Annotated in this window: 22 protein-coding genes; 13 read left to right on the plus strand and 9 right to left on the minus strand. The window is 31.5% G+C overall.

The window, feature by feature from the left end:
• Positions 1 to 366 precede the first annotated feature (366 nt).
• Positions 367 to 1,497 carry a hypothetical protein gene (locus GFJ94_RS07235; RefSeq protein ID WP_153200882.1) on the minus strand — a complete coding sequence of 377 codons (1,131 nt, stop codon included), beginning with the start codon at positions 1,495 to 1,497 and terminating at the stop codon, positions 367 to 369.
• A 32-nt stretch (positions 1,498 to 1,529) separates the two neighbouring features.
• Here GFJ94_RS07235 and GFJ94_RS07240 point away from each other — a divergent pair, with 32 nt between their 5' ends.
• The 3 genes from GFJ94_RS07240 to GFJ94_RS07250 all read left to right on the plus strand — a co-directional run bounded on the left by GFJ94_RS07240 (position 1,530) and on the right by GFJ94_RS07250 (position 8,044).
• On the plus strand, positions 1,530 to 2,645 hold the full coding sequence (locus GFJ94_RS07240; RefSeq protein ID WP_162523818.1) for an acyltransferase: 1,116 nt from the start codon (positions 1,530 to 1,532) through the stop codon (positions 2,643 to 2,645).
• Between the two features lie 238 nt (positions 2,646 to 2,883).
• Positions 2,884 to 5,655, plus strand: coding sequence for a bifunctional aconitate hydratase 2/2-methylisocitrate dehydratase (locus GFJ94_RS07245; protein ID WP_153200998.1), 2,772 nt, complete (start codon positions 2,884 to 2,886; stop codon positions 5,653 to 5,655).
• A 124-nt stretch (positions 5,656 to 5,779) separates the two neighbouring features.
• Positions 5,780 to 8,044: an aconitate hydratase gene (locus tag GFJ94_RS07250; RefSeq protein ID WP_153200884.1), complete on the plus strand. Its 2,265-nt coding sequence runs from the start codon at positions 5,780 to 5,782 to the stop codon at positions 8,042 to 8,044.
• Positions 8,045 to 8,117: 73 nt separating this feature from the next.
• Here GFJ94_RS07250 and GFJ94_RS07255 read toward each other — a convergent pair whose 3' ends face one another.
• The 4 genes from GFJ94_RS07255 to GFJ94_RS07270 all read right to left on the minus strand — a co-directional run bounded on the left by GFJ94_RS07255 (position 8,118) and on the right by GFJ94_RS07270 (position 12,116).
• Positions 8,118 to 8,954, minus strand: a complete 837-nt coding sequence (locus GFJ94_RS07255) for a GIN domain-containing protein (RefSeq protein WP_153200885.1) — start codon at positions 8,952 to 8,954, stop codon at positions 8,118 to 8,120.
• Positions 8,955 to 9,258: 304 nt separating this feature from the next.
• Positions 9,259 to 9,984, minus strand: a complete 726-nt coding sequence (locus GFJ94_RS07260) for a head GIN domain-containing protein (RefSeq protein WP_153200886.1) — start codon at positions 9,982 to 9,984, stop codon at positions 9,259 to 9,261.
• Between the two features lie 21 nt (positions 9,985 to 10,005).
• On the minus strand, positions 10,006 to 11,781 hold the full coding sequence (locus GFJ94_RS07265) for a PspC domain-containing protein (RefSeq protein ID WP_153200887.1): 1,776 nt from the start codon (positions 11,779 to 11,781) through the stop codon (positions 10,006 to 10,008).
• A 5-nt stretch (positions 11,782 to 11,786) separates the two neighbouring features.
• Entirely contained in the window at positions 11,787 to 12,116 is a 330-nt protein-coding gene (locus tag GFJ94_RS07270) for a PadR family transcriptional regulator (RefSeq protein ID WP_153200888.1), read from the minus strand.
• A 232-nt stretch (positions 12,117 to 12,348) separates the two neighbouring features.
• Here GFJ94_RS07270 and GFJ94_RS07275 point away from each other — a divergent pair, with 232 nt between their 5' ends.
• The 9 genes from GFJ94_RS07275 (at position 12,349) to GFJ94_RS07315 (ending at position 20,201) form a co-directional block, all read left to right on the plus strand.
• Positions 12,349 to 12,804, plus strand: a complete 456-nt coding sequence (locus tag GFJ94_RS07275) for a DUF4442 domain-containing protein (RefSeq protein ID WP_153200889.1) — start codon at positions 12,349 to 12,351, stop codon at positions 12,802 to 12,804.
• A gap of 105 nt (positions 12,805 to 12,909) precedes the next feature.
• Entirely contained in the window at positions 12,910 to 13,815 is a 906-nt protein-coding gene (locus GFJ94_RS07280; protein ID WP_153200890.1) for a TIGR01777 family oxidoreductase, read from the plus strand.
• Between the two features lie 81 nt (positions 13,816 to 13,896).
• Positions 13,897 to 14,460, plus strand: a complete 564-nt coding sequence (locus GFJ94_RS07285; RefSeq protein WP_153200891.1) for a nucleotide exchange factor GrpE — start codon at positions 13,897 to 13,899, stop codon at positions 14,458 to 14,460.
• A gap of 60 nt (positions 14,461 to 14,520) precedes the next feature.
• Positions 14,521 to 15,639, plus strand: coding sequence for a molecular chaperone DnaJ (gene dnaJ / locus GFJ94_RS07290; RefSeq protein WP_153200892.1), 1,119 nt, complete (start codon positions 14,521 to 14,523; stop codon positions 15,637 to 15,639).
• A 157-nt stretch (positions 15,640 to 15,796) separates the two neighbouring features.
• Positions 15,797 to 16,717 carry an ABC transporter ATP-binding protein gene (locus GFJ94_RS07295; protein WP_153200893.1) on the plus strand — a complete coding sequence of 307 codons (921 nt, stop codon included), beginning with the start codon at positions 15,797 to 15,799 and terminating at the stop codon, positions 16,715 to 16,717.
• A 2-nt stretch (positions 16,718 to 16,719) separates the two neighbouring features.
• The gene (locus tag GFJ94_RS07300) at positions 16,720 to 18,018 is read left to right on the plus strand and encodes an ABC transporter permease (protein ID WP_153200894.1); all 1,299 of its coding nucleotides are present in this window, start codon (positions 16,720 to 16,722) and stop codon (positions 18,016 to 18,018) included.
• A gap of 91 nt (positions 18,019 to 18,109) precedes the next feature.
• Positions 18,110 to 19,273, plus strand: a complete 1,164-nt coding sequence (locus GFJ94_RS07305) for a sigma-54 dependent transcriptional regulator (protein ID WP_153200895.1) — start codon at positions 18,110 to 18,112, stop codon at positions 19,271 to 19,273.
• A 77-nt stretch (positions 19,274 to 19,350) separates the two neighbouring features.
• The gene (locus GFJ94_RS07310) at positions 19,351 to 19,965 is read left to right on the plus strand and encodes a DEAD/DEAH box helicase (protein ID WP_153200896.1); all 615 of its coding nucleotides are present in this window, start codon (positions 19,351 to 19,353) and stop codon (positions 19,963 to 19,965) included.
• Positions 19,966 to 19,982: 17 nt separating this feature from the next.
• Complete coding sequence (locus GFJ94_RS07315) at positions 19,983 to 20,201, plus strand: DUF2007 domain-containing protein (protein ID WP_153200897.1); 219 nt, start codon at positions 19,983 to 19,985, stop codon at positions 20,199 to 20,201.
• 48 nt (positions 20,202 to 20,249) lie between these two features.
• Here the strand turns inward: GFJ94_RS07315 and GFJ94_RS07320 are convergent, their stop codons facing one another.
• Complete coding sequence (locus GFJ94_RS07320) at positions 20,250 to 20,861, minus strand: YceI family protein (protein ID WP_153200898.1); 612 nt, start codon at positions 20,859 to 20,861, stop codon at positions 20,250 to 20,252.
• A gap of 190 nt (positions 20,862 to 21,051) precedes the next feature.
• Here GFJ94_RS07320 and GFJ94_RS07325 point away from each other — a divergent pair, with 190 nt between their 5' ends.
• Positions 21,052 to 22,686, plus strand: a complete 1,635-nt coding sequence (locus tag GFJ94_RS07325) for an ABC-F family ATP-binding cassette domain-containing protein (RefSeq protein WP_153200899.1) — start codon at positions 21,052 to 21,054, stop codon at positions 22,684 to 22,686.
• Positions 22,687 to 22,746: 60 nt separating this feature from the next.
• Here GFJ94_RS07325 and GFJ94_RS07330 read toward each other — a convergent pair whose 3' ends face one another.
• From GFJ94_RS07330 to GFJ94_RS07340, 3 genes are read right to left on the minus strand one after another with little or no spacing between them, the layout of a single operon-like run.
• A complete protein-coding gene (locus tag GFJ94_RS07330; RefSeq protein ID WP_153200900.1) occupies positions 22,747 to 23,451 on the minus strand; it encodes a hypothetical protein in 705 nt (234 codons plus the stop codon).
• A gap of 43 nt (positions 23,452 to 23,494) precedes the next feature.
• A complete protein-coding gene (locus tag GFJ94_RS07335; protein WP_153200901.1) occupies positions 23,495 to 23,836 on the minus strand; it encodes a hypothetical protein in 342 nt (113 codons plus the stop codon).
• A gap of 7 nt (positions 23,837 to 23,843) precedes the next feature.
• Positions 23,844 to 26,051: a VWA domain-containing protein gene (locus GFJ94_RS07340; protein ID WP_153200902.1), complete on the minus strand. Its 2,208-nt coding sequence runs from the start codon at positions 26,049 to 26,051 to the stop codon at positions 23,844 to 23,846.
• Positions 26,052 to 26,092: the final 41 nt, after the last annotated feature.

The raw sequence follows: 26,092 nt of genomic DNA on the forward strand, positions 1-26,092 counted from the left end.
AATGGAAAAAAATAATAACAATGTCAGGCTTTTTGTTAACGGGGAAAATATTATTATAGCAATACTTCAAGCAATTTTAATATTTACATTAAGCCTGATGAGTTATTATATTGAACTATTTTTTAAATATGAAAATTATATAATTTTATTAATTATAATTGGTATTGTTTTTTTAGCAATTAAAATTGGATTGAAATAAACGACAAATAACTTCTTTTGTAATCAATACCAATTATTATTTTTAATTTCATTAAAAACAAGTATATAATTTAAAAAAATAATAAATATATAATGAGTTAAAAAAGAATTTTTGTAAATGATAATTATTACTTTAAAAAATAATTCACCAAAGATTAGCAAATGATGTTATTGAATTTTTTTATCTAATTCAGTATCGTAAAAAAACAAAAACATACTTCCCATCATGTCTTGTTCTTCATTGGAAGTGTTATTTACCTCAATTTGCATTTCATAATTATGGTTTGGATAAAGCCAAATACCATTTTTTGATGAAAATGTATTAATTTTTGTTAATCCTATATTTTTAATATGATTAATGATTTTGCAAGAAAACAGTAGTTTTTTTGCTGTTTTATCATAAATACCTATTGAAGTAGCGTAAGGATGAACGTGTGGTGCTGCAAAATGAAGAAGCATTGGCTTATCGAGCATTAAATGTTCGTTGATGTTGCTTTTATAGGTTTTTGTTCCTAATGGTATTTTCCAATGGCCTGATAGTTTTTGACCTAATGCATTTGTGTAAGTATGATTTTTTGTTTCCACTGGAGTACATTCATTAGTTCCCGGATCTAATGGTTGTTTATTAATGTTAAATTCATTAAAAGGTAATTGTATAAAAGCGGTTCTGCTAGTAAGTGGTTTTAAAGTTTTTGTTTTTTCAAATTCAATTTTAACCTCATGTTTAATTTTCTTGTTTATTTCTATAATATTATGATTCAATGTTTGTGTTGTAATGTTTAGAACATCATTTCCTTTAATTGGAATACCATATCCTTTGGGAAAACTAAACTGTTCTAATCCGTGAGAAAGTGATGTTAGTCTAGGATATTGTTTGCCTATTCTGTTTTTTAAATTAAAATTAGAATAATAAGTATAATCATTTATATCTACATTCATATGACAAATAAAATCATTTGAAATTTCCTTGTTTGAAATTTCATCAATGGCTTTAACTTTAAATCCAGTTATCCAATAAAGTTCATTTTTTTGATTTAATTGTATATATCTTGAAGCCTTTGGACCTTCCATTGATTTGTAAATTCCATCAATGAGAAATGTTGGAGATAACATTGTAAAAGTGTTTTTATCCTCATTCAAGTTCCATTTGTTTGCTAAAATCCCAGTTTTATGATAAAAGTGAGTTTTTATTATTGCTTTATGTCTGTTCGACAACATTTGGTAAGTTATTGCACCTGTAAAAGTTGACAATAAAATAGTGAATAGTATATATTTGTATATATTTGATTTTTTAAACATATTAAAATTTTAGTTACAAAAATAGAAAAATGATGTCAACAAATACATTGAGAAATAAAATCTTTGGTTTAGATGTTTTTAGAGCAATTGCAATTTTGTTAGTATTGTTTTCGCATTTGTATTATGTTTTAGATATACCAAATCAGTTAGTTATAAGTTTGAGTGGATTAGCCGGTTTTATAGGTGTTGAAATGTTCTTCGTTTTAAGTGGTTTTCTAATAGGACGAATTCTATTAGAACAAATGAATACGAATGAGTTTTATTTTCGAAATTTAATCCATTTCATAAAAAGAAGATGGTATCGAACACTTCCAGCGTATTATTTTGTTTTGATAATAAATGTAGTTATTGCTTATTTATTATCATATCAACTAAATACAACATGGAGATATCCTTTTTTCTTGCAAAATTTATTTCAATATCAAATAATTTATTTTAGTGAATCATGGAGTTTGTCAATTGAAGAATGGTCCTATTTAATTTTTCCTTTGATTTTATTTTTATTAAATAATTGGCTTAAGACTACTGTTAAAATCAAGTTTATTTTTTCAGCTCTTTTAATTATAGTTGTGATACATGTTTTTAGGTTTGTAAATAATGCTACCGTTTTTTATGAAGATATGAATCTGTGGAATCAGAATTTGAAGTCGATTGTTATTTATCGCTTAGATGCTATTGTTTATGGTTTTGTTTTAGCTTGGATTTGTTTTTATTATAGAAATGTAATTTTAAATTATGCAGTTTATATGTTTATAATTGCAATTCATTTGTTGTTTTTGCAATTTTTTGTTCTCAATGTATTGGGGATTACATTAATTCAAAATCCAATTTATTTTAATGTTTTTTATTTTACGTTAACATCAATATCCATTATGTTTTTAATGCCAATTTTTATTTTTTGGAATTCCCAAATTTTTGGAAGTTCTGTTTATATATTTGTTAGCAAGATTTCATACTCCATTTATTTGTTACACTATAGTATTTGTGCAGTTTTATTTAAATTTTTTATTCAATATTATAATTTAGAGATTGGATTGATGCTAAAATTATTTATCTATTTGTTTTTGGTGTTTTTGCTTTCATTTTTATTACATAAATATATTGAAAAACCATTTTTAACTCTACGAGGTAAATTAAAAACAAAATAATTTTTTTGAACAAAACATTATTTTTGTCAATAAAATTAAGAATTGCTAATTTAGTTAATGTAATTTCAGTAAAAATTAAATAATATTCACAAAAAATAAATAAATACAGGTTAATTTTCTATTATTTAGGCTTTTTATTAAAAATTTTTAAATTTGATTAAGATTTATTAAATTTGTGCCACCAAAAAATACAACAAACACTAATTAACTTATTTATAGTATGGCATTAGCTACTGAAATGAATCTTTATAAAGAATATATTAAAGAAATTGAAGAAAGAAAAGGTCAAGGATTACACCCAAAACCAATTGATAGAGCTGATTTGTTAAACGAAATTATTGCTCAAATTAAAGATACAAACAATGTAAACAGAGAAGATTGTTTAAAGTTTTTTATCTATAACACATTACCAGGAACAACTCCTGCAGCTGGAGCTAAAGCAAAATTCTTAAAAGAAATTATTCTTGGTCAAGAAACAGTTGCTGAAATTACTTCAACTTTTGCATTCGAATTATTATCGCACATGAAAGGTGGGCCTTCAATTGAGGTTCTATTAGATTTAGCTTTAGGAAATGATTCAAATATTGCAAAGCAAGCTGCGGATGTTTTAAAAACACAAGTCTATCTTTACGATGCTGACATGGCTCGTATTAAAGAGGCTTTTGAAAAAGGAAATGCCGTTGCTAAAGAAATTTTAGAAAGTTATGCTAAAGCAGAATTCTTTACAAAACTACCTGAAATTGCTGAAGAAATTAAAGTAGTAACATTCATTGCTGGAGAAGGTGATATTTCAACCGATTTATTATCTCCAGGTAATCAAGCGCACTCGCGTTCTGACCGTGAATTGCATGGTAAATGTATGATTACGCCTCAAGCTCAAGACGAAATCAAAGCATTACAAGCACAACATCCAGATAAATCTGTAATGTTAATTGCAGAAAAAGGAACAATGGGTGTAGGTTCTTCTCGTATGTCGGGTGTAAATAACGTAGCACTTTGGACAGGTAAACAAGCAAGTCCTTATGTACCATTTGTAAATTTTGCTCCAATCGTAGGAGGAACAAATGGAATTTCTCCAATTTTCCTAACTACAGTTGATGTAACTGGTGGTATTGGTTTAGATCTTAAAAACTGGGTAAAAAAGACAGATGCTAATGGTGAAGTAGTTCGTAATGAAAGTGGTGATCCGGTTTTAGAAGAAGTATATTCTGTAGCAACTGGAACGGTTCTTACCATCAATACAAAAACAAAAAAATTATATAACGGAGACAAAGAATTAATTGACATTTCTAAAGCATTTACGCCTCAGAAAATGGAATTCATCAAAGCTGGTGGTTCTTACGCAATTGTTTTTGGTAAAAAAATCCAAACTTTTGCTGCTAAAACATTAGGAATTGAAGCGCCTTTAGTTTACGCACCTTCAAAAGAAGTTTCAGTTGAAGGACAAGGACTTACGGCAGTTGAAAAAATCTTCAATAGAAATGCAGTTGGAACCCTTTCTAAAAAAGCATTACACGCAGGTTCTGATGTTCGTGTTACGGTAAATATCGTAGGTTCGCAAGATACTACGGGTTTAATGACAGCTCAAGAATTAGAATCGATGGCAGCGACTGTGATTTCTCCAATTGTTGACGGAGCGTATCAATCAGGTTGTCATACAGCTTCTGTTTGGGATAAAAAAGCACAAGCTAATATTCCAAAATTAATGCAATTCATGAACGACTTCGGTTTAATCACAGCTCGTGATCCAAAAGGTGTTTATCATGCGATGACTGACGTAATTCACAAAGTACTTAACGATATTACAATTGACGAATGGGCAATTATTATCGGTGGAGATTCTCATACAAGAATGTCTAAAGGAGTTGCTTTCGGTGCAGATTCAGGTACAGTTGCTTTGGCTCTTGCTACAGGTGAAGCTTCAATGCCAATTCCAGAATCTGTAAAAGTGACTTTCAAAGGACAAATGGCAAGTTATATGGATTTCCGTGATGTGGTTCATGCTACTCAAGCGCAAATGTTACATAAATTTGGTGGAGAAAATGTTTTCCAAGGTAGAATTATCGAGGTGCATTTAGGTACATTAACTGCTGACCAAGCATTTACATTTACAGATTGGACTGCCGAAATGAAAGCCAAAGCTTCTATTTGTATTTCTGAAGATGAAACGTTAATCGAATCTTTAGAAATTGCAAAAGGAAGAATCCAAATTATGATTGATAAAGGCATGGACAACAAAAACCGTGTACTTCAAGGATTAATTGATAGAGCAAACAAACGAATTGCTGAAATCAGATCAGGTGAAAAACCAGCTTTACGTCCAGATGCTAATGCAAAATACTATGCAGAAGTTGAAGTAGATTTAGATCAAATTGCGGAACCAATGATTGCTGACCCAGATGTAAATAATAAAGATGTTTCTAAACGTTATACACACGATACTATTAGACCGCTTTCTTTCTACGGAGGTGATAAAAAAGTAGATTTAGGATTCATCGGTTCTTGTATGGTGCACAAAGGCGATATGAAAATATTAGCCCAAATGCTTAAAAATATCGAAAGACAACAAGGTAAAGTAGAGTTTAAAGCGCCTTTAGTAGTTGCTCCTCCAACATACAACATTGTTGACGAATTAAAAGCAGAAGGTGATTGGGAAGTATTACAAAAATATTCAGGTTTCGAATTTGACGACAATGCTCCAAAAGGTGCTGCACGTACAGAATATGAAAACATGTTGTATTTAGAGCGTCCAGGATGTAACCTTTGTATGGGGAATCAGGAAAAAGCTTCTAAAGGAGATACGGTTATGGCTACATCAACTCGTTTGTTCCAAGGTCGTGTAGTAGAAGATTCTGCAGAGAAAAAAGGAGAATCATTATTGTCATCTACTCCAGTAGTAGTTTTATCAACAATCTTAGGTAGAACACCTTCTATTGAAGAGTACAAGCTTGCAGTAGAAGGAATCAACTTAACTAAGTTTGCTCCATCTCACAAATTGTTGGTAGGATAATATAATCAATTATAATAATCAATTAAAAGTCTAAGTTCTGCTTAGGCTTTTTTTTGTTTTTTATCTGTCCATTTTTTCGTAAATTAGAAGGTTGAAAATAACATAACTAAATAAAATAATTATTATGGCATTCGATATTGAAATGATTGAAAAAATGTACGCTAATATGGCGGCTAGAGTGGATAAAGCTCGAGACATTGTTGGACGTCCATTAACGTTGTCTGAGAAAATTTTGTATTCGCATTTATGGGAAGGAATGCCAACTCAGGTATTCACAAGAGGTAAAGATTATGTTGACTTTGCTCCAGATAGAGTGGCTTGTCAAGATGCAACGGCTCAAATGGCTTTATTACAATTCATGCATGCTGGGAAAAAGACAGTAGCAGTTCCCACAACAGTACATTGTGACCATTTAATTTTAGCAAAAAATGGTGCAAAAGAAGATTTAGCATTAGCTAATAAACAATCCAAAGAAGTTTTTGATTTTCTTTCATCCGTTTCAAACAAATACGGAATTGGATTTTGGAAACCAGGTTCAGGAATTATTCACCAAATCGTTTTAGAAAACTACGCTTTCCCAGGAGGTTTGATGATAGGAACCGATTCTCATACCGTAAATGCTGGTGGTTTAGGAATGTTAGCCATTGGTGTTGGTGGTGCGGATGCAGTTGATGTAATGTCAGGAATGTCATGGGAATTGAAATTTCCAAAATTAATTGGAGTAAAATTAACAGGTAAATTATCTGGATGGACTGCTCCAAAAGACGTCATTTTAAAAGTAGCTGATATCTTAACTGTAAAAGGTGGAACGGGAGCTATTGTAGAATATTTTGGTGAAGGTGCAGAAGCTATGTCTTGTACTGGTAAAGGAACTATTTGTAACATGGGAGCTGAAATTGGAGCAACCACTTCAACTTTTGGTTACGATGATTCTATGAGAAGATATTTAGCCGCGACTGGTCGTCAGGATGTTGTAAATGCTGCTGATAAAGTAGCTTCTTATTTAACAGCTGATGCCGAAGTTTATGCCAATCCTGCACAATATTTTGATCAATTAATCGAAATCAATTTATCAGAATTAGAACCACACATCAATGGACCATTTACTCCAGATAGAGGAACTCCGGTTTCTAAAATGAAAGAGGAAGCAGCTCAAAACGGTTGGCCTTTAAAAGTAGAGTGGGGATTAATTGGTTCTTGTACCAACTCTTCTTACGAAGATATGGCGCGTGCTGCTTCTATTGTTAGACAAGCGGTAGAACACGGAATCACTCCAAAAGCTGAATTCGGAATTAATCCAGGCTCAGAGCAAATTCGTTATACGATTGAAAGAGATGGTATAATTGCCGATTTCGAAAAAATGGGAACTAAAGTATTTACCAATGCTTGCGGACCATGTATTGGACAATGGGACAGAGAAGGAGCGGACAAACAAGAAAAAAACACCATCGTTCACTCGTTTAACAGAAACTTCTCAAAACGTGCCGATGGAAATCCAAATACACACGCTTTCGTAACATCGCCCGAAATGGTAGCTGCTTTAGCAATTTCAGGACGATTAGATTTTAATCCATTAACCGATACTTTATTGAATGATAAAGGTGAAGCGGTTAAATTAAACGCTCCATTTGGTGATGAATTACCAAAAAGAGGTTTTGATGTAGAAGATGCAGGTTTCCAAGCGCCTGCAGCAGATGGTTCTAGCGTACAAGTTGCCGTTTCTGAAACTTCAGATCGTTTACAATTGTTAGCGCCATTTGAGGCTTGGGATGGTAAAAATTATACAGAAGCTAAATTGCTAATCAAAGCCTTCGGAAAATGTACAACTGACCATATTTCAATGGCTGGACCATGGTTACGTTTCCGAGGACATTTGGATAATATTTCAAATAATATGTTAATTGGTGCAGAAAATGCTTTCAATGGAAAAGCAAATTCCGTTAAGAATCAATTGACTGGTGCTTATGATGCAGTTCCAGCTGTTCAAAGAGCTTACAAAGCGGCGGGTGTTCCTTCGATTGTTGTGGGAGATCATAATTACGGAGAAGGTTCTTCGCGTGAGCATGCGGCTATGGAGCCTCGTTTCTTAGGAGTAAAAGCGGTTTTGGTAAAATCATTCGCACGTATTCACGAAACCAATTTGAAAAAACAAGGAATGTTAGCTTTAACCTTTGCTAACGAATCAGATTATGAAAAAATTCAAGAAGACGATACGATTAACTTCTTAGATTTAACCGAATTTGCACCAGGAAAACCTTTGTCATTAGAATTTGTTCATGCTGATGGTACTAAAGATATAATTTTAGCGAATCACACATACAACGATAGTCAAATTGGTTGGTTTGTGGCTGGTTCTGCTTTAAATTTAATTGCTGCTGGTAAAGCTTAATTAAAGTCTTTGTAATTAATTATAAAAAAGGGATAGAAGTTAACTTGTATCCCTTTTTTATAATATAATTTTTTTATTTTTCTTTCTTAGACAAATTAGCATTATTTTTAAATTCATTAATTTGAATTTTTGATTCACCTAAAAGTTCTACTTCTGTTTTTCCTGATGCTGATAAAGTAAGATTATTTGTTACATTAATAAAAGATTTTGCATAACCTTCCATCGTTAAATCTAAAGTTGCAATAACTAATTTTTTTGCAATTAGTAAAGAAGAATTATCTAATCTTAATTTAGCATTATTACAATTTCCTTCAATAGTAGCTTGACTTTTTTGGTACATATCTAGTTTAAACTCTGGTGAAGTAACTAAAGCTTTTAATTCTGTGTTTTTACTTAATTCTAATGATGTGTTTTCGGCTTTTACGTTGATTTCTGCTTCTGCTTTATCATTTAAAACTAAAGCAAAATAATTTGCTTTTACATTTAAAAATGCTCTAGAATTATCATAATTTTTAACGGTAATGTTTTCTAAATCTAAATCAGCTAAAGCATGAACAGAACTTTCATTTTTTGCTGTAATTAACTTTAATTCCGAAGTATAATTAATTCGAACAGCAAACTTTTTCATTCCAAAGGCATCGCGTAAAGAGGTAATTCTTAACGTACCACCGGCAACTTCGTAATTGATAATGTCGTGAAGATTATCGTCAGCTTCAATTTCTAAAGAAGGCTTGTCTGCTTTTACTAAGAAGATTTCAAAATTGTCATTGATTTCAATATTTTCAAAAGCTGGAATTTCTTTAACCGAAACCGTTACAATTTTTGAACCTTTAATTTTTTCTTTTTTTTGAGCTACAGTAATTGTAGTGATAAATAAAAGTGCAAATAGAAAAGATATTTTTTTTGTCATTTTTGTAATAATTTTTATATCACAAACATACACAAAATTTGTTCCAATTTTATTTTTACTGAAATAGATTAACAAAAAAACTTGATAGAAAACGAACATAAAAATAAAAAGCACCAGTTTAAATACTGATGCTTTTGTAGTTTTATATAATTGAATCTATTAGATTTACCACTAAAGTAAAAACAAATTCTACGACTTGAATAATCAACTTAATCATGAGAGTGAAATTTATGGTTGAAATAGTATTGTAAAATTATAAAATGCTTTAAATAAAGCTGTTAATTAAATACTAATTATTTGTTAATTAGTTAAGGCTCACACTTCCACCTGAGGTTTCTTCTTTAATAATTTTTTTTGGTTCTTTAACATAATCAATAGAACTTCCACTTGAGGCTTTTGCATTTAACAGTACAATTGGATTTACGGTGGTATTGCTTCCACTTGTAGATTGAGCTGTAATTTCGTTTGCAGCTAAATCTTTGGCATCTATTTCACTTCCGCTCGACGATTTTGTGTCTAAAGCCAATGCTTTTCCGCTTACGTTTATTTCGCTACCACTTGTTGATTCGCAACTTACTTTTTCATATTCAATATCTGCATGAATTTCACTTCCGCTACTTGATTTTAAAGCTAAATTAGTTCCTTTTAAAGTACTTTTTGAACTAATTGTAGCACCACTTGAAGTTTCTAATCCATCGATGGTTTTAGTGGTTACACGAACAATTGCATTTTCCATTGTATTAATGTTTCCTTCAATTTTTACAATTAAAGTTCCATTTTCAACTTTAGTTACAATGTGTTCCATCAAGTTGTCATCTACTTCCACTTCTACTTCGGTAGTTGCGCCTTGTTCTACGATTACTTCAACACCTGTACTGGCATCAATTTTAGTAAACGAAGTATTTATGCTTCTTTTTTCGGTGATTACATTTCCGCTTCCTTCAACTCCACCGCTCAGGTTAATATTGCCAGAACATGATGTTAATGTAATAACAAGCAAAAGAGCTACTAATTTTAATGTCGTTTTCATATTTTTTGATTTTAATTAAATCTATTTCTTTTGTTCTTTGACTTCCTTGTAAATCTTTTTTTCTAATTCATCTGCTTCAATAATATATTCTTCTTTTTTTGTGACCAAACCTTTTTTGTCAGTGTTTATTACTTTTTTGACTAAAACTCCGTTTTCATCATAATATATTGAAGCAGAAGTGTCACCAATTCCAACATTTATACTTATGTTTTCGTCAATTTCTTCAGCTAAACAATTCAAGCATTTTACTTTATCTTCATCTACCCTGAAAACTGGATTTTTTGTATCGTATTCATCAATGTCGAAAAATTCGTAATGACTAGTGTCAAAATTACTAAAACTTTCGTCAGTTTGGAAGATCGTTCCTTTAGGTAAATACAAGTATATTTCTACTTCCTGTCCTCTGAATTTATTTTCAACTGCTGTTAGTAAATAATTGTCTAAAACGATGGTGTTTCCTTCAATTTTATAATTGTATTTTATTTTTTCTGCTCTTTTTTTAGCTTGAGAAGTTGATTTTCCATTAGCTAATTTTTCAATTAACATATATGGAGCAGCAGCATCGGTTTCTTTTACTTCAATACTTACATTGTTTGAATAGATGATTTCGTTATCGCCTTCATCTTGTGTTATTTTGAAATCATGATTTCTGTAATTGCTTTTCGAATAAAAATCATTGTTTTTGAATTTGATTTTCAATGTATCTGTAGGCGCAATCGTAAACACCTCTTTTTGAACCGATTTTCCATCAAAAGCTAATTGAGAAGCTTCGTTGATTCCTAAAGAAATAATGATTCCTACTGCAATAATCCAAACAGCTAATAAGCTATATTTTACATAATTACCTATAGATCTTAAGTTGTTAACCATTAATTTTAATCCTAAAATGAATAAGAAAAATAACGGAATTCCAAAACCTATTAAAAATAGTATTCCTTGTGCCCAAAGCGGTGTTTCTAACCCAATAGGTGTTTGAATGTGATTTAAAATATAGTTCTCTGGCATTGTTGATGAAAATATCATAATAATGCTTGTTATAATAATGCCTAACAATGCTATTGCTGAGAAAAATAAGATAAATGAACCTATTATTTTTGCAAATACTTTGAATATTGTGGTAATAACTTCCTCTATTGATGATCCAATTCTTGAAGCGCCAGATTTTGCACTATTAGTAATCTTTTCATGATCGATACTACTTATTTTCGAAGTAATATCGTCAAAACCTTCCTTTACTTTTTTTTCGATATTAGAGATGGTTATAGGTTGCCCTTTCATTTCTAATTTTTGAGTCGTGGTAATCGCTTCTGGAACTAAAATCCATAATACGATATATACAAATAATCCGGTTCCAAATCCAAAGAATAATATCACCATTAAGATTCTTAACCACAATGTATCTATGCCTAAATAATGACCTAAACCGGCCATTACACCACCAATCATTCCGTTTTCTTTATCTCTATACAATCTTTTTGACGGATAATAAAAATTAGTTGATGAAGAAGAACTAGATTGGTATGATGTTTTTTCATCGTCAATTTTATAATCTTCTGGTTGTCCCATAATCGAGATTACTTCTTCGATTTCGCTTAAACCTACTACTTGTTTGTCGTTTTTTAACCGTTCTTGGAAAAGTTCGGCAATGCGACTTTCTATATCTTTCATGATTTCGTCTCTTCCATCAGGCGAAAGTGAACGCTTCACCGCATCAAAATAACGCGATAATTTTTGATAGGCATCTTCGTCGATGTGAAAGAAAAAACCTCCTAAATTTATACTTATTGTTTTGTTCATGACCTTTAGTTTTGACTTGTTATTATGTTTACTGCATCTGCTAATTCTTTCCAGGTGCCATTTAATTCTTGTAAAAATTCTTTGCCTTCATCGGTTAAACCGTAATATTTTCTTGGTGGTCCCGATGTGGATTCTTCCCAACGATAATTTAATAAGTTATCGTTTTTTAGCCTTGTTAGTAGTGGGTAAACGGTGCCTTCCACAACTAGTAATTTAGCATTTTTTAGCGTATCCAATATTTCAGAAGTATATGCATCTTTTTCTTTTAAGACCGATAAGATACAGAATTCCAAAACACCTTTTCGCATTTGTGCTTTAGTGTTTTCAATGTTCATAATTCCCCTTGTTTTTTTTAATTAGACTGTTCATTTTTTGATTTGTTTTGCTTGCGCAATGATTGATTTGATGATTGAAATTAGATTACCTATTAATTTCTTATACAAAGATAAGTCTAAAAGAAGGTATCTTGTTACGCATAGTACTTATATTTAACATAAAATTAACATTTAAAAAAATAGTAGGAATGCATAGTATTTTTTGTATTTTTACAAAATAAATCAATGAATTATGGAGTTTACACCTGCAAAACTAAATCTATTTACCTTTTTTAAACTGCCTTCTGCTTTTTGGAGTGGCTTGCGCGTCAAGTCAATTTCACCAGAAGTTTGTGAAGTAACTGTAAAGCATCGTTGGTTCAACCAGAATCCATTTAACTCCATGTATTTTGCTGTGCAAGCCATGGCAGCTGAGTTTACAACCGGAGCTTTAGTCATGTATCAAATTAAACAAAGTAGAACTAATATTTCAATGTTGGTAGCTCAAAATAAAAGTATGTTTACTAAAAAAGCTACGGGAAGAATTACATTTACTTGTAATCAAGGAAACGCTATTAAAGAAACCATTCAAAAAGCAGTAGCTACTAATGAAGGACAAACTATTTGGCTAACTTCAATTGGTAAAAACGAAAAAGGAGAACAAGTTTCGGAAATGCAATTCGAATGGACAATTAAAGTTAGAGGTTAAAATTTTCTACTTCCAACTCATAACTTAAAACTAATCCTAAACATAAGTTAATTTACTTTCATTCCTTATTTATTGATAGTAAATTTGAGAAAAAGGAAAAAGAAAATGACAGTATTAATTACAGGAGCTACGGGGTTGGTTGGACAAGAATTGGTGAATTTGTTGCTTCAAAACGGATATACAATTCATTATTTATCTACATCGAAATCTAAATTAGTTTCACAAAATAATTACAAAGGTTTTTATTGGAATCCTAAAAACGCTGAAATTGATACTAATGCTTTAACAGACGTTGAAGTTATCATTCATTTGGCTGGGGCCAATGTGGCAAAAAAATGGACCACAGCTTATAAAGAAGAAATTATTGAAAGCCGTGTACTTTCAACTCAATTGTTATATAAAACACTTCAAAAGAATTCCCATCAAGTAAAACAAATCATTTCGGCTTCAGCTGTTGGAATTTATCCAGATAGTTTAACCGATATCTACCATGAAACCGATTTAGATATAGATGTTTTCTTCCTTGGTAATGTTGTGAAACAATGGGAAAACGAAGTCAGTCAGTTTGAAAAATTAGAAATAATTGTTTCTAAAATTAGAATCGGAATTGTACTTGCTAAAAACGGTGGTGCTATACAAGAAATGGCAAAACCGATAAAATATGGAGTAGGAGCAGCGTTTGGTTCAGGAGAACAATACCAATCTTGGATTCATGTTCAAGATTTAGTAGCTATTTTCCAATTTGTTATGGAAAATAGATTACCTGGTATTTATAATGGAGTGGCGCCTTATCCTGTTACCAATTCAGAGTTGACAAAAGTGATTGCTAAAACTCTAGGAAAACCATTGTTTTTACCCAATATTCCAAAATTTGTAATGAAATTGATATTAGGCGAAATGCACCAAATCTTATTTTCGAGTCAACATGTAAGTTGTCGCAAACTTTTAGATGAAAATTTCCAATTCAAATTCGCATCCTTAGATAAAGCTTTGAATGATTTATTGAAATAGTATTTTTAAAATAAATTCCTGACAATTTGACATTTTTATACATTTGGCAATACATTTGCAATCCCATTTACTAAAGTAAAAATGTTTAAAAAAATATTCAAAAATATGAATCAAGAAAGTACTGAAAACATCGAAAAGGAGAACATTAATGAAGAAAATGTTTCAGAAAATCAAGGAATTCCAACACCAGATTTGTCGGTAGAAGAACAATTGCAAGAAGAATTAAGTAACGAAAAAGATAAATTTCTACGTCTTTTTGCTGAATTTGAAAATTATAAAAGAAGAACTGCCAAAGAACGCATCGATTTGTTTAAAACAGCAAATCAAGAAGTTTTACAAGCCATGTTGCCAGTTTTAGACGATTTTGACAGAGCTTGGGCACAAGTTTCTAAGTCTGATGATGAAGCATTAGTAACAGGTGTGCAATTGATTCATGATAAATTAAGAAGTACTTTAGTTTCTAAAGGTTTGGAAGAAGTTGAAGTTAGAGCAGGAGACGCTTTTAATGCCGATTTTGCTGAAGCTATTACGCAAATTCCAGCACCAAATGATAAATTAAAAGGTAAAATTGTTGACGTAATTGAAAAAGGGTACAAATTAGGAGACAAAATTATTCGTTTCCCAAAGGTTGTAATCGGACAATAATTTTTACCGTAGAGACAAGTCACAACTTGTCTTTTTCTACATATTATAATACAAGATGTAATGAAAAAAGATTTTTACGAAATATTAGGCATTTCAAAAAATGCTACACCAGAAGAAATTAAGAAAGCATATCGTAAGAAAGCAATCGAGTTTCACCCTGACAAAAATCCAGGCAATAAAGAAGCGGAAGAAAAATTCAAAGAAGCTGCCGAAGCTTATGAAGTTTTAAGCGATGCCAACAAAAAAGCTAAATACGATCAATATGGTCACCAAGCTTTTGACGGTGGTGGATTTGGCGGTGGTCAACACATGAATATGGATGACATTTTCAGTCAGTTTGGTGATATTTTTGGTGGCGCTTTTGGTGGTGGCGGATTTTCTGGATTTGGCGGTGGCGGAGGTCAACGTAGAGTAAAAGGAAGTAATCTTCGTATCAAAGTGAAATTAACTTTGGAAGAAATTGCTAATGGAGTTGAAAAGAAAGTCAAAGTAAAACGTAAAGTTCAGGCTAAAGGTGTAACCTACAGAACTTGTCCTACTTGTAATGGTTCTGGACAAATCATGAAAATTGCTAACACTATTTTAGGTAGAATGCAAACTGCAACTACTTGTCATATTTGTAGTGGTTCGGGTCAAATTTTAGACCAAAAACCAGCTGGTGCAGATGCACAAGGAATGTTGTTAGAAGAGGATACCGTTTCTATCAAAATTCCAGCAGGAGTAGTTGATGGAATGCAATTGAAAGTTGCAGGAAAAGGTAACGAAGCGCCAGGAACGAATAGTATTCCAGGTGATTTAATTGTTGCTATCGAAGAAGTTGAACACGAATTCTTAAAACGTGAAGGCGAAAACTTACACTACGATTTGTACATTAGTTTTGCCGAAGCCGCTCTTGGAGTTTCTAAAGAAATTGATACTGTTTCAGGAAAAGTACGTATCAAGTTGGAAGAAGGAATTCAATCGGGTAAAATATTAAGATTAAAAGGAAAAGGTGTTCCAAGTATAAATGCTTATGGAAACGGAGATTTACTAGTTCATGTAAACGTTTGGACACCAAAGACATTAAACAAAGAACAAAAGCAATTTTTTGAGAAAATGCTTACAGATGAAAACTTTATTCCGAAACCAGAAAAGTCAGACAAATCTTTTTTTGAAAAAGTTAAAGATATGTTTTCATAATTAAATAAATATTAATACATTTGAAACTCACTTTCTTAGGAGAGTGAGTTTTTCTTTTTCATAGCAATTTTTCCCATCCTTTAGCAATAAAGGGTGGGTTTTTTTTGTAACAAATTCCTCTTTTTGCTACTAATAAATAAACAAAATCACTCAATTTATGAGCAATATTCTCGAAGTACAAAACGTAGTAAAGCAATATGGCGATTATACCGCTCTAAACAATGTTTCGCTACAAGTTCCTAAAGGAAGTATCTACGGGCTTTTAGGTCCAAACGGAGCCGGAAAAACATCTCTTATTCGTATCATCAACCAAATTACGATGCCTGATAGTGGTGTGGTGTTATTGGATGGCGAAAAGTTAAAGCCAGAACATGTACAATATATTGGTTATATGCCCGAAGAACGAGGTTTGTATAAAACCATGAAAGTAGGCGAGCAGTGTTTGTATTTGGCGCAACTAAAAGGAATGCCAGAAGCTGAGGCTAAAAAACAATTAAAATATTGGTTTGAAAAGTTTGAAATTCAAGGATGGTGGGATAAGAAGATTCAGGAACTTTCAAAAGGAATGGCACAAAAAATACAATTTATTGTAACAGTTTTACATAATCCTAAATTACTTATTTTAGATGAACCTTTTTCTGGTTTCGACCCAGTTAATGCGAATTTGATCAAAGATGAAATCATCGAATTAAATAAAAAAGGAACTTCAGTAATTTTTTCTACACACCGAATGGAATCTGTAGAAGAAATGTGCGATTACATTGCGTTAATTCACAAATCGAATAAATTAATCGAAGGAAAATTAGAAGATGTAAAACGTCAATTTCGTTCTAATACATTTCAAATTGGAATTTTAACAAACAATATAGAAGGTTTGATGGTACAGTTAACTCAGAAATTTACTATTAGTCAAACCAATTTCAAATCATTAAACGATGATTTAAAATTAGAAGTGCATTTGGGTCAATCAAATTCAAACGAATTACTTACTATTTTAACTCAATTTGGTCAAGTTACCCATTTTGTGGAAAAAATACCAAGTGTAAACGATATATTCATTCAAACTGTTAGTCAATAATTATGAGCGTATTATCTTTAATTATCAAAAGAGAATTTATTGCAAAAGTGCGCAATAAATCATTTATCGTAATGACGTTTTTAGGACCATTATTGATAGTAGGAATGTCTTTTCTAATTGCTTATTTATCTAGTGTAAATAAAGGCGATGTAAAAACAATTGGCGTTCACGATAGAGCCAGTGTGTTTGTAAACGATTTTAAAAATTCGGAAGACATTAAATATGTAAACCTTTCTGGGTTGTCATATGACAAGGCAAAAGATTCTTCAAGTAACGCTTTTGAAGGTTTAATTTATGTTCCAGAAGTACAAAATGTAGAGGAATTAGCTACTAAAACAACGTATATTTCAGATGATAGTCCAAAAATGGATTTCTTAATGAATTTACAAAAAGTTATCGATACTAAATTGAACAAAGAAAATTTAAAAAAGTTAGGTTTTGATGCCGATACAATTGAAAAAGCGAAAATCAAATCAGAAGTTCAATTTGCGAAATTTTCAGGTGAAGATGGGTTGAAATTCTTAAACGAAATTAAAATTGCTATTGGTTTCGCTTTCGGATATTTAATTATGATGTTCATTATTATCTACGGAAACATGGTAATGCGAAGTGTTATCGAAGAAAAAACCAATCGTATTATCGAAATTATCATTTCTTCGGTAAAACCCTTCAAATTAATGATGGGTAAAATTATCGGAACATCATTAGCAGGAATTTTGCAATTTTTAATTTGGATTGTACTTGGCGGTGCTATCATGATTGGCGCTTCATTCTTTATGGGAGGCAATCAAGAAGCGGTGGCTACATCGCAAATTACAGCCGAACAAGCAGAAGTAGCAACAAATTTCATGGATCAAATTCATTTATATATGAACGAAATCCCAGTGGCTTCAATTTTAATTTCATTTGTAGTTTTCTTCATTGGAGGTTACTTTTTGTACAGTTCGTTTTATGCCGCTATTGGTGCTGCAGTAGATTCTGAAACCGATTCGCAGCAGTTTTTAATGCCTATCATTATGCCTTTAATGTTAGCTGTGTATGTTGGTTTTTTAACAGTTATGAATGATCCTCACGGAACTGTTGCAGTTGTCTTCTCTTTAATTCCATTAACCTCGCCAATTGTGATGCTAATGCGTATTCCTTTTGGAGTGCCATTATGGCAATTAGCACTTTCTGTAGTTTTATTGTACGGAACGTTTATCTTTGTAGTCTGGTTTGCGGCAAAAATCTACCGAGTAGGTATTTTAATGTACGGAAAAAAACCAACTTGGAAAGAATTATATAAATGGTTGAAATATTAAATAGAGTTTAAAAGTTTATAGTTTAGGAGTTTAAAAGTTTTCAAAACCCTCATAAACTTATAACCTCATAAACTTCTAACTTAAAAAAAGAATGAGTAAAATCCTTATCATAGAAGACGAAGCAGCAATTCGAAGAGTATTGACTAAAATACTTTCCGAAGAAAATGATTCGTATAAAGTTGAAGAAGCGGAAGATGGTTTACAAGGAGTTGAAAAAGTCAAAAATGAAGATTATGACTTAATTCTTTGCGATATCAAAATGCCAAAAATGGACGGTGTTGAGGTGTTAGAAGCCGTAAAAAAAATAAAACCTGAAATTCCAATGGTTATGATTTCTGGTCATGGCGATTTGGAAACAGCAATAAATACAATGCGTTTAGGAGCTTTTGATTACATTTCAAAACCACCCGATTTGAATCGTTTATTGAATACGGTACGAAATGCACTAGATAAAAAACAATTAGTAGTAGAGAACAAAATCTTGAAAAAGAAAGTTTCTAAAAACTACGAAATGATAGGAAACAGCGAAGCCATCAATCATATCAAAACTATGATTGGAAAAGTAGCTCCAACTGATGCCCGAGTTTTAATCACAGGTCCAAATGGAACTGGAAAAGAATTAGTAGCGCATCAATTACATGAAAGAAGCGAGCGTTCATCTGCTCCTATAATCGAAGTAAACTGTGCTGCTATTCCGTCAGAATTGATTGAAAGTGAATTGTTTGGTCACGTAAAAGGTGCTTTTACTTCAGCTGTAAAAGACAGAGCTGGAAAATTTGAAGCAGCTGATGGCGGAACCATTTTCTTAGATGAGATTGGGGATATGAGTTTGCCAGCTCAAGCCAAAGTTTTACGTGCGTTACAAGAAAATTTAATTCAAAGGGTAGGAGCAGACAAAGACATAAAAGTGAATGTTCGTGTGGTTGCAGCTACTAATAAAGATTTAAAAAAGGAAATCGAAGAAGGAAGATTCAGAGAAGATTTGTATCACAGATTAGCGGTGATTTTAATCAAAGTTCCTGCTTTGAATGATAGAAGAGATGATATTCCAGAATTAATTGAGCATTTTACTGCTAAAATTGCTTCAGAACAAGGAAATGCAGTAAAAAACTTCTCCAAATCAGCCGTTAAATTATTACAAGAATACGATTGGACCGGAAATATTCGAGAATTACGAAATGTAGTAGAACGCTTAATTATTTTAGGCGGAAGTGAAATATCAGAACAAGACGTGCAACTATTTGCGAGTAAATAATACCAAGTAAAAAGTGATTAGTAATTAGTGAATAGTTTGCTAATTACTATTCACTCTTCACTAATTACAAAATAAAAATGCAATTAAAAAAAATAAATTCCAACCTTCAGAAAGCGTTAATTGAAATCGACTTGATTGAGGCAAATGAGTTACAACAAGAAACATTTTCAACCATTAAAAGTGGTGTTGATGCGGTTATTCAGTCACCAAACGGTTCTGGAAAAACCACTACTATTTTATTGAATGTAATTCAAAGAATGGAAAAACCAGTGGGAGAAAGTACACGTGCTTTGGTTTTGGTTCAAGACAAAGAAAAAGTCTTAGAAGCTTTGGAAATATTCAAAAAAATGAATCATTATACCAATTTACGTGTTTTTGGAGTGCATGAAAAAGGCGATATGGATTACGATAAAAATCAAATTTCGTTAGGAATGGATGTTTTAATTGGAACGCCAATTCGCATTAATGAAATGTTTTCTTCTGCCGGTTTTAATATGAATACCATTAAAATGTTTGTAGTTGACGATGTAGAAGAAATGTTGCGTAAACGCGAGGATTCCATTATTCAAAGACTTTCAATGAGTGCCGAAAAAACACAACGTTTGTTTTTCTGTTCTCAAATTACCGAAAGAGTTGAAATTTTAGCAGACAGAATAATGATAGAACCACTTTTTTTTGAATCTGAAGAATAATTAAAAAATATACAACTATGGGAATGATGAAAGTTTTTTCGGGAAGTGAAATTTTAGCCGAAACATTAAAACAAAAAATTGAAGCGGTTGGTGTAGATGTTCTTAAAAAAGACAATTTGCAATCAGCTCGTCTAGCAGGTTTTGGCAATACAGATTTAGCAGTAGAATTATTTGTAGACGAACGTTATTACGGAAAAATTAGTCCAGTTTTAGAAGAATTTAGAATGAGTTTATAAAACAAAAAATCCCGTAATTGCGGGATTTTTTGTTTCGTGTTTTTGTAGTTATTCAAATAATACACTGCCTTTAAGAGCAACTTCAGACCAAGTTTTACTTATTCCATCTGAGCCTTTGTGCAAATCATAGCAAGCGGTATTTATTGCTTCAATTGCATTTTCTGCACCAAAATCAACTAAATCTATTTTGCCTTCTAAAGTAAATTTTTTACCAGAATAATTTGATGCAACTTCAATTTGTTTTACCATATCATTAATAGAAATAGTTAAAAAAGTTTTATTGTCTCTAAAGTTTAATACACCACTTAATAATTCTTTTTCTTTTAAAGCACCAAAAAAGATAGATTTTAATTTATAATCTCTATCAGGATTGTTGGTAAACAAACTACTTACCGGAATTGAAAAAGAAACACCTTCCAAAACTTCTTCAGGTGTATTTCCTTTTTTGGTTTCTTTTAATGTTATTTCTGTAAAACTTCCGCCAACAGCTACTTTTTCTGTGGTTTTATAAGCTGTCCAGTTTACTTTGGTAGAATCATTTACAATCATTAAACCACTAACTTTTTCTTGAGTTTCAGTTGGTGTTTCAGTTTTTTCTTCTTTTTTACAACTTACCGCAATTATTGAAATCGCAAATGCGAATAAAACTATCTTTTTCATAATTATTTAAATATTAATTTAATCAAAGATAATAAGAAATTAAAGTGATTTCAAAATACAATTGTTAAAGAATAATTAATCTTTTTAGAATTAGTTTATTGCTACAAACACCAATTCAACTATCTTTGCACCTTCAAAAAATTCAGTAAAAAGACTTTTACTTTTTACTTCTAACTTTTTACTTTAAAAAATGATTACAGTAAACGACATTGCGGTAGAATTTGGTGGAACAACTCTTTTTAGCGAAGTAACTTTTGCCATTAATGAAAATGATAAAATTGCCTTAATGGGTAAAAATGGAGCAGGAAAATCTACGCTTTTAAAAATTGTTGCCGGAGAAAACAAACCTACTCGTGGTGTAATTTCGGCGCCAAGTGATGCTGTAATTGCTTATTTGCCTCAGCATTTATTGACTTCTGATGATTGTACCGTGATGGAAGAAACATCAAAAGCGTTTGCTGATGTATTGAATATGAAGAAAGAAATCGACGAAATCAATGAGCAATTAACGATTCGTACCGATTATGAAAGTGATGAGTACATGAAATTGATTGAACGCGTTTCGGAATTATCTGAAAAATTTTATTCAATTGAAGAAGTAAATTACGAAGCTGAAGTTGAAAAAATATTAAAAGGATTAGGTTTTGAAAGAGAAGATTTCAATCGCCCTACAAAAGAATTTTCTGGAGGTTGGAGAATGCGTATTGAATTAGCAAAAATTCTTTTAACAAAACCCGATTTAATTCTTTTAGATGAGCCAACCAACCACTTAGATATGGATAGTATCGAATGGTTGGAAGAATTTTTGATTACGCAAGCCAAAGCGGTTATGGTAATTTCGCACGATAGAGCATTTGTAGACAACATCACCAATCGTACTATTGAAGTTACAATGGGAAGAATTTATGACTACAAAGCTAAATATTCTCACTACTTAGAATTGCGAAAAGACAGACGTGTTCACCAACAAAAAGCATACGAAGAGCAGCAAAAATTCATTGCCGATAATCAAGCGTTTATTGAACGTTTTAGAGGAACTTTTTCTAAAACCGAACAAGTGCAATCGCGTGTTAGAATGTTAGAAAAAATTGTTCCTATTGAAGTGGATGAAATTGATAATTCAGCATTAAAATTAAAATTTCCACCATCGGCTCGTTCAGGTCAATATCCTGTTATTGTTAAAGATTTAGAAAAATCGTATGGTGATCATTTGATTTTTAAAGATGCAAATTTGGTTATAGAACGCGGACAAAAAGTAGCCTTCGTGGGTAAAAATGGTGAAGGAAAATCAACTATGATTAAAGCCATCATGAAAGAAATCGAAATTAATGGTGGTTCTGTAGAAATTGGTCACAATGCACAAATTGGCTATTTTGCTCAAAATCAAGCCGCACAATTAGACGAAAATGCAACTATTTTCGAAACGATTGATAGAATTGCCGTTGGAGATGTTCGTACACAAATAAAAAATATTTTGGGAGCATTCATGTTTCAAGGTGACGATATTCAAAAGAAAGTAAAAGTACTTTCTGGTGGAGAAAAAACGCGTTTAGCCATGATAAAATTATTATTAGAACCAGTAAATCTTCTAATTTTAGATGAGCCTTCGAATCATTTAGACATGAAAACGAAAGACATCATCAAAGATGCTTTACGTGATTTTGATGGTACTTTAATTTTAGTTTCTCACGACCGTGATTTCTTAGATGGTTTAGCAGAAAAAGTATTTGAATTTGGAAACAAACGCGTAAAAGAACATTTCGAAGACATCAAAGGATTCTTAGCACACAAGAAAATGGATTCTTTGAAAGAGATTGAAAAATAGTGTTGAGTTTGGAGTAATTAGTTAGGAGTTTTTACTCAATTTTGTTTTTCCAAAGGAATCTCATTTTAATGATTTAGGGAATGTTTTATAAATTACCTCTAATGTACAAATAATTGGTTTTGTTGGTCGAGGAATTCGTTTCGTTTTTAATTTTTTTGGATTGTTCGTTTGTATTAAAGTATCAATTTTTTCAACAGCAAATAAAACTTCAGGATTAATATTTGGATTATTGGAAATGTCTAAATAATGAATATTGTCATTTGTAGCTAGATTCTCAATTTTATTATTTGAAACTATTATTTTTTTAGGTAAAATTTTATTTTTCTGAATAGAAAGCATTTTAATAGTTACAACTTTTAATTGATTATTGGATAAATCTATTTCTTCTAAATTCAAATCCGAATTGTGATATGGTTGTAACTCAGGAATGACACTATTTTTATAATTCATCATCATAAATTTAGTTAGCTTATTATCTGTACATTTCAATTTTCTCAATGTCAAAGGTAATTTACTAAGCGGTATTGTATCTAAATTATTGTATGATAAATCCAATGCAATAATTTTAAACATAGTTAAATCAGGAAGTGAGTCTAATTTTTTATGAGATAAGTCTAATTTTGGTATAGTATCAGTTTTGCTTAGATTTAATAAAATTTCAGTAAGACTTTTCTCTTTTTCTTGTTGAGGTAAATTAGTTTTTATTTCAATTTTCTCTTTACAAGAAATTAATAATGAAGCGAGTAGGATAAGTACAATTCTCATGATGCCGTTTTGTAAATATTGACTTCAAATTTTATTCCAAAACTCATTTTTTCTTCCACTTCTCAAAACCTAAAACACTTGGTTTGATTTCCTTTTGCCATTGTTTTCCATAAGTTTTGTTTAGATAATTAAAAACCAATTCATTTTTAGTTTCATATTCCTTAAAATTGGTAGGAGCAATGCAACCAAAATCGTGAAATTGAATATTGTATTTTTTAGCAAAAGCTAAATCTTCTTTTGTGATTACAGAAGCAATTCCGCCTAAAACATAAATCGTTTTGGTATTTGAATTAATTTCGATTTTGATAGTGTCGTTTTGTTTTTTCTCTTGCGCTTGAAGTGTCAAACACAACAGAATAGATAGAATTATAAATTTCTTTTTCATAATAAATTTAATTAACCGCTTCCACCAAACGAATAAACTCCGCACGATAACCTTCTGCATCAATTGATTTTCCTTGTAAAGCTAATGTTTTTATAGCAACTGATGATTTGTTCTCTACCAATTTTGAATCTCTTAATTTTAATCCAAACCAAGCCACAGCTGAACTAAATTTAAAATCTTCGCTTGTACTTTGTAAAGCAATCGATTTGTTTTCAATTACCTGAACCATTTCGATGCTTTTTTCGCCATCTGGTTTTTTGTAACGAAATTTTATCGTAGCCAATTCATTAGAATAATCTTTAGTCGATTTTACGGTTTCTGTATATTTTAAATCCGGAATTTCATTGGTAAATTTACTTTCAACTCCAACAGGAATTATTTCATACAAAGCTGTAACGGTGTGACCACTTCCTAGTTCACCTGCATCAATCGCGTCATTTTTAAAATCTTCTGGACGTAGTTTTCGGTTTTCATAACCAATTAATCGGTAACTTTGAACGTGTTTTGGATTGAATTCAATTTGAATTTTCACATCTTTTGCAATCGCAAACATACTTCCTTTAAATTCTTTTCCTAGAAAACGATTCGCTTCCTGAATGTTGTCGATATAAGCATAGTTTCCATTTCCTTTATTGGCTAAAATTTCCATTTTACTGTCTTTGTAATTTCCCATTCCGTAACCTAAACAAGTCAAAAACACACCTGATTTACGTTTTTCTTCAATTAAAGTTTCCATGTCTTTGTTGGAAGAAGCGCCTACATTGAAATCACCATCCGTAGCCAAAATAACGCGGTTGTTTCCTCCTTTGATGAAATTTTCTGTAGCAATTTTGTATGCCAATTCGATTCCGGCACCACCAGCCGTACTTCCACCAGCGTTCAAATTGTCTAATGATTTGATAATGGTTTCTTTATTATTTCCTGAAGTAGGAGGTAAGACTAACCCTGCTGCTCCGGCATATACAACAATTGCAACTTTATCATTTTCTCTCAATTGACTTACCAAAACTTTCATTGATTCTTTCAATAATGGTAATTTGTTTTGAGCACTCATCGATCCTGAAACATCAATTAAAAAAACAAAATTAGAATTCGGCAAATTATCACTATCAATATGTTTTCCTTGTAACCCGATTTTTACTAATTTGTGTTTCTCGTTCCAAGGACTTTCACTATATTCCGTGTGAATCGAAAACGGATGATTCGACTTTGGTTGCTCATAATTGTATTTGAAAAAATTCACCATTTCTTCTACACGAACAGCGTTTTTCGGTACTGCTTGTCCGTTATTGATAAAACGTCTCACATTCGTATAGGAAGCATTATCCACATCAATTGAAAATGTTGAAAGTGGTTCGTTTTTAGGATTTGTAAACGAGTTTTCTATAAATGAATCATAATCTTCATTAGAGCTAGTTTCGTTTGGAACAACAATTGGTGTCTGACATTTAGCTATAGTTTCTTGAACTTTCTTTTTTTCTTCTGCACTTAGCCCTTTTTTTGTTAATACAATGATAGCTCCATTAACACCTTGTTCACCATACAATGCAGCGCCTTGAGCGCCTTTTAAAACATTCGTATATTCAATTACTTCAGGAGGTAACGCTTGTAAAGTTCTAGCATCCGAAATTACATTATCGATTACTACTAAAGCTTCATTGTTTCCCCCAACAGAACGATTTCCTCTTAATACAATTCGAGTCGTTGGACTTACACCATTGTTAGTATTGTTAACTTGTAATCCCGAAACTTTACCTGATAATGATTGCACCACATTAGGATTTGCTGATTGTCTAATTTCTTCTCCTTTTACCACTTGATTAGAAGATGTAATTGCATCTTGTTTCTTTTTAATGTCAATTGCGCCCACAATTTCTACGTCTCTACCTGTTAGAACTTCATCTTCCAAGAAAACATTCACAACCAGATTTTTCTTGATGGTAATTTTTTGTGTTTTTTTGCCAGTGTAAGTGAATACCAAAATGTCATTTTCATTGGCTTCAATTTTGTATTTTCCATCAAAATCGGTATTGGTTTTAGTCTTGCTACCTTTAATTTGAATGTTAGCTCCTGCAATCGGACCTAGTTCGTCTGAAACTACTCCAGTAATCGTAACTTTTGTGTTGTTGATTGAATTAAAGCTACTTAGCGTGATGAAGTTAAGGAAAGATAATAGCATAGCTATCCCTAACGAAAAGTTTTTTACGTTTTTCATGATATTGAGTTTAAGATGTTAGTTTTTTTAACGGATGGTTT

The organism is Flavobacterium sp. LMO8 (assembly GCF_009495755.1).
Classification (GTDB): Bacteria; Bacteroidota; Bacteroidia; order Flavobacteriales; family Flavobacteriaceae; genus Flavobacterium.

What these genes read in the sequence shown, in the direction of transcription:
- GFJ94_RS07265 (WP_153200887.1), bottom strand. Translation starts at nt 11,781, where the DNA reads ATGAACAAAACAATAAGTATAAATTTAGGAGGTTTTTTCTTTCACATC.
- dnaJ (WP_153200892.1), top strand. Translation starts at nt 14,521, where the DNA reads ATGAAAAAAGATTTTTACGAAATATTAGGCATTTCAAAAAATGCTACA.
- GFJ94_RS07330 (WP_153200900.1), bottom strand. Translation starts at nt 23,451, where the DNA reads ATGAGAATTGTACTTATCCTACTCGCTTCATTATTAATTTCTTGTAAA.
- GFJ94_RS07245 (WP_153200998.1), top strand. Translation starts at nt 2,884, where the DNA reads ATGAATCTTTATAAAGAATATATTAAAGAAATTGAAGAAAGAAAAGGT.
- GFJ94_RS07250 (WP_153200884.1), top strand. Translation starts at nt 5,780, where the DNA reads ATGGCATTCGATATTGAAATGATTGAAAAAATGTACGCTAATATGGCG.
- GFJ94_RS07240 (WP_162523818.1), top strand. Translation starts at nt 1,530, where the DNA reads ATGTCAACAAATACATTGAGAAATAAAATCTTTGGTTTAGATGTTTTT.
- GFJ94_RS07285 (WP_153200891.1), top strand. Translation starts at nt 13,897, where the DNA reads ATGTTTAAAAAAATATTCAAAAATATGAATCAAGAAAGTACTGAAAAC.
- GFJ94_RS07275 (WP_153200889.1), top strand. Translation starts at nt 12,349, where the DNA reads ATGGAGTTTACACCTGCAAAACTAAATCTATTTACCTTTTTTAAACTG.
- GFJ94_RS07305 (WP_153200895.1), top strand. Translation starts at nt 18,110, where the DNA reads ATGAGTAAAATCCTTATCATAGAAGACGAAGCAGCAATTCGAAGAGTA.
- GFJ94_RS07340 (WP_153200902.1), bottom strand. Translation starts at nt 26,051, where the DNA reads ATGAAAAACGTAAAAAACTTTTCGTTAGGGATAGCTATGCTATTATCT.
- GFJ94_RS07280 (WP_153200890.1), top strand. Translation starts at nt 12,910, where the DNA reads ATGACAGTATTAATTACAGGAGCTACGGGGTTGGTTGGACAAGAATTG.
- GFJ94_RS07235 (WP_153200882.1), bottom strand. Translation starts at nt 1,497, where the DNA reads ATGTTTAAAAAATCAAATATATACAAATATATACTATTCACTATTTTA.
- GFJ94_RS07315 (WP_153200897.1), top strand. Translation starts at nt 19,983, where the DNA reads ATGGGAATGATGAAAGTTTTTTCGGGAAGTGAAATTTTAGCCGAAACA.
- GFJ94_RS07295 (WP_153200893.1), top strand. Translation starts at nt 15,797, where the DNA reads ATGAGCAATATTCTCGAAGTACAAAACGTAGTAAAGCAATATGGCGAT.
- GFJ94_RS07260 (WP_153200886.1), bottom strand. Translation starts at nt 9,984, where the DNA reads ATGAAAACGACATTAAAATTAGTAGCTCTTTTGCTTGTTATTACATTA.
- GFJ94_RS07335 (WP_153200901.1), bottom strand. Translation starts at nt 23,836, where the DNA reads ATGAAAAAGAAATTTATAATTCTATCTATTCTGTTGTGTTTGACACTT.
- GFJ94_RS07325 (WP_153200899.1), top strand. Translation starts at nt 21,052, where the DNA reads ATGATTACAGTAAACGACATTGCGGTAGAATTTGGTGGAACAACTCTT.
- GFJ94_RS07270 (WP_153200888.1), bottom strand. Translation starts at nt 12,116, where the DNA reads ATGAACATTGAAAACACTAAAGCACAAATGCGAAAAGGTGTTTTGGAA.
- GFJ94_RS07320 (WP_153200898.1), bottom strand. Translation starts at nt 20,861, where the DNA reads ATGAAAAAGATAGTTTTATTCGCATTTGCGATTTCAATAATTGCGGTA.
- GFJ94_RS07255 (WP_153200885.1), bottom strand. Translation starts at nt 8,954, where the DNA reads ATGACAAAAAAAATATCTTTTCTATTTGCACTTTTATTTATCACTACA.
- GFJ94_RS07300 (WP_153200894.1), top strand. Translation starts at nt 16,720, where the DNA reads ATGAGCGTATTATCTTTAATTATCAAAAGAGAATTTATTGCAAAAGTG.
- GFJ94_RS07310 (WP_153200896.1), top strand. Translation starts at nt 19,351, where the DNA reads ATGCAATTAAAAAAAATAAATTCCAACCTTCAGAAAGCGTTAATTGAA.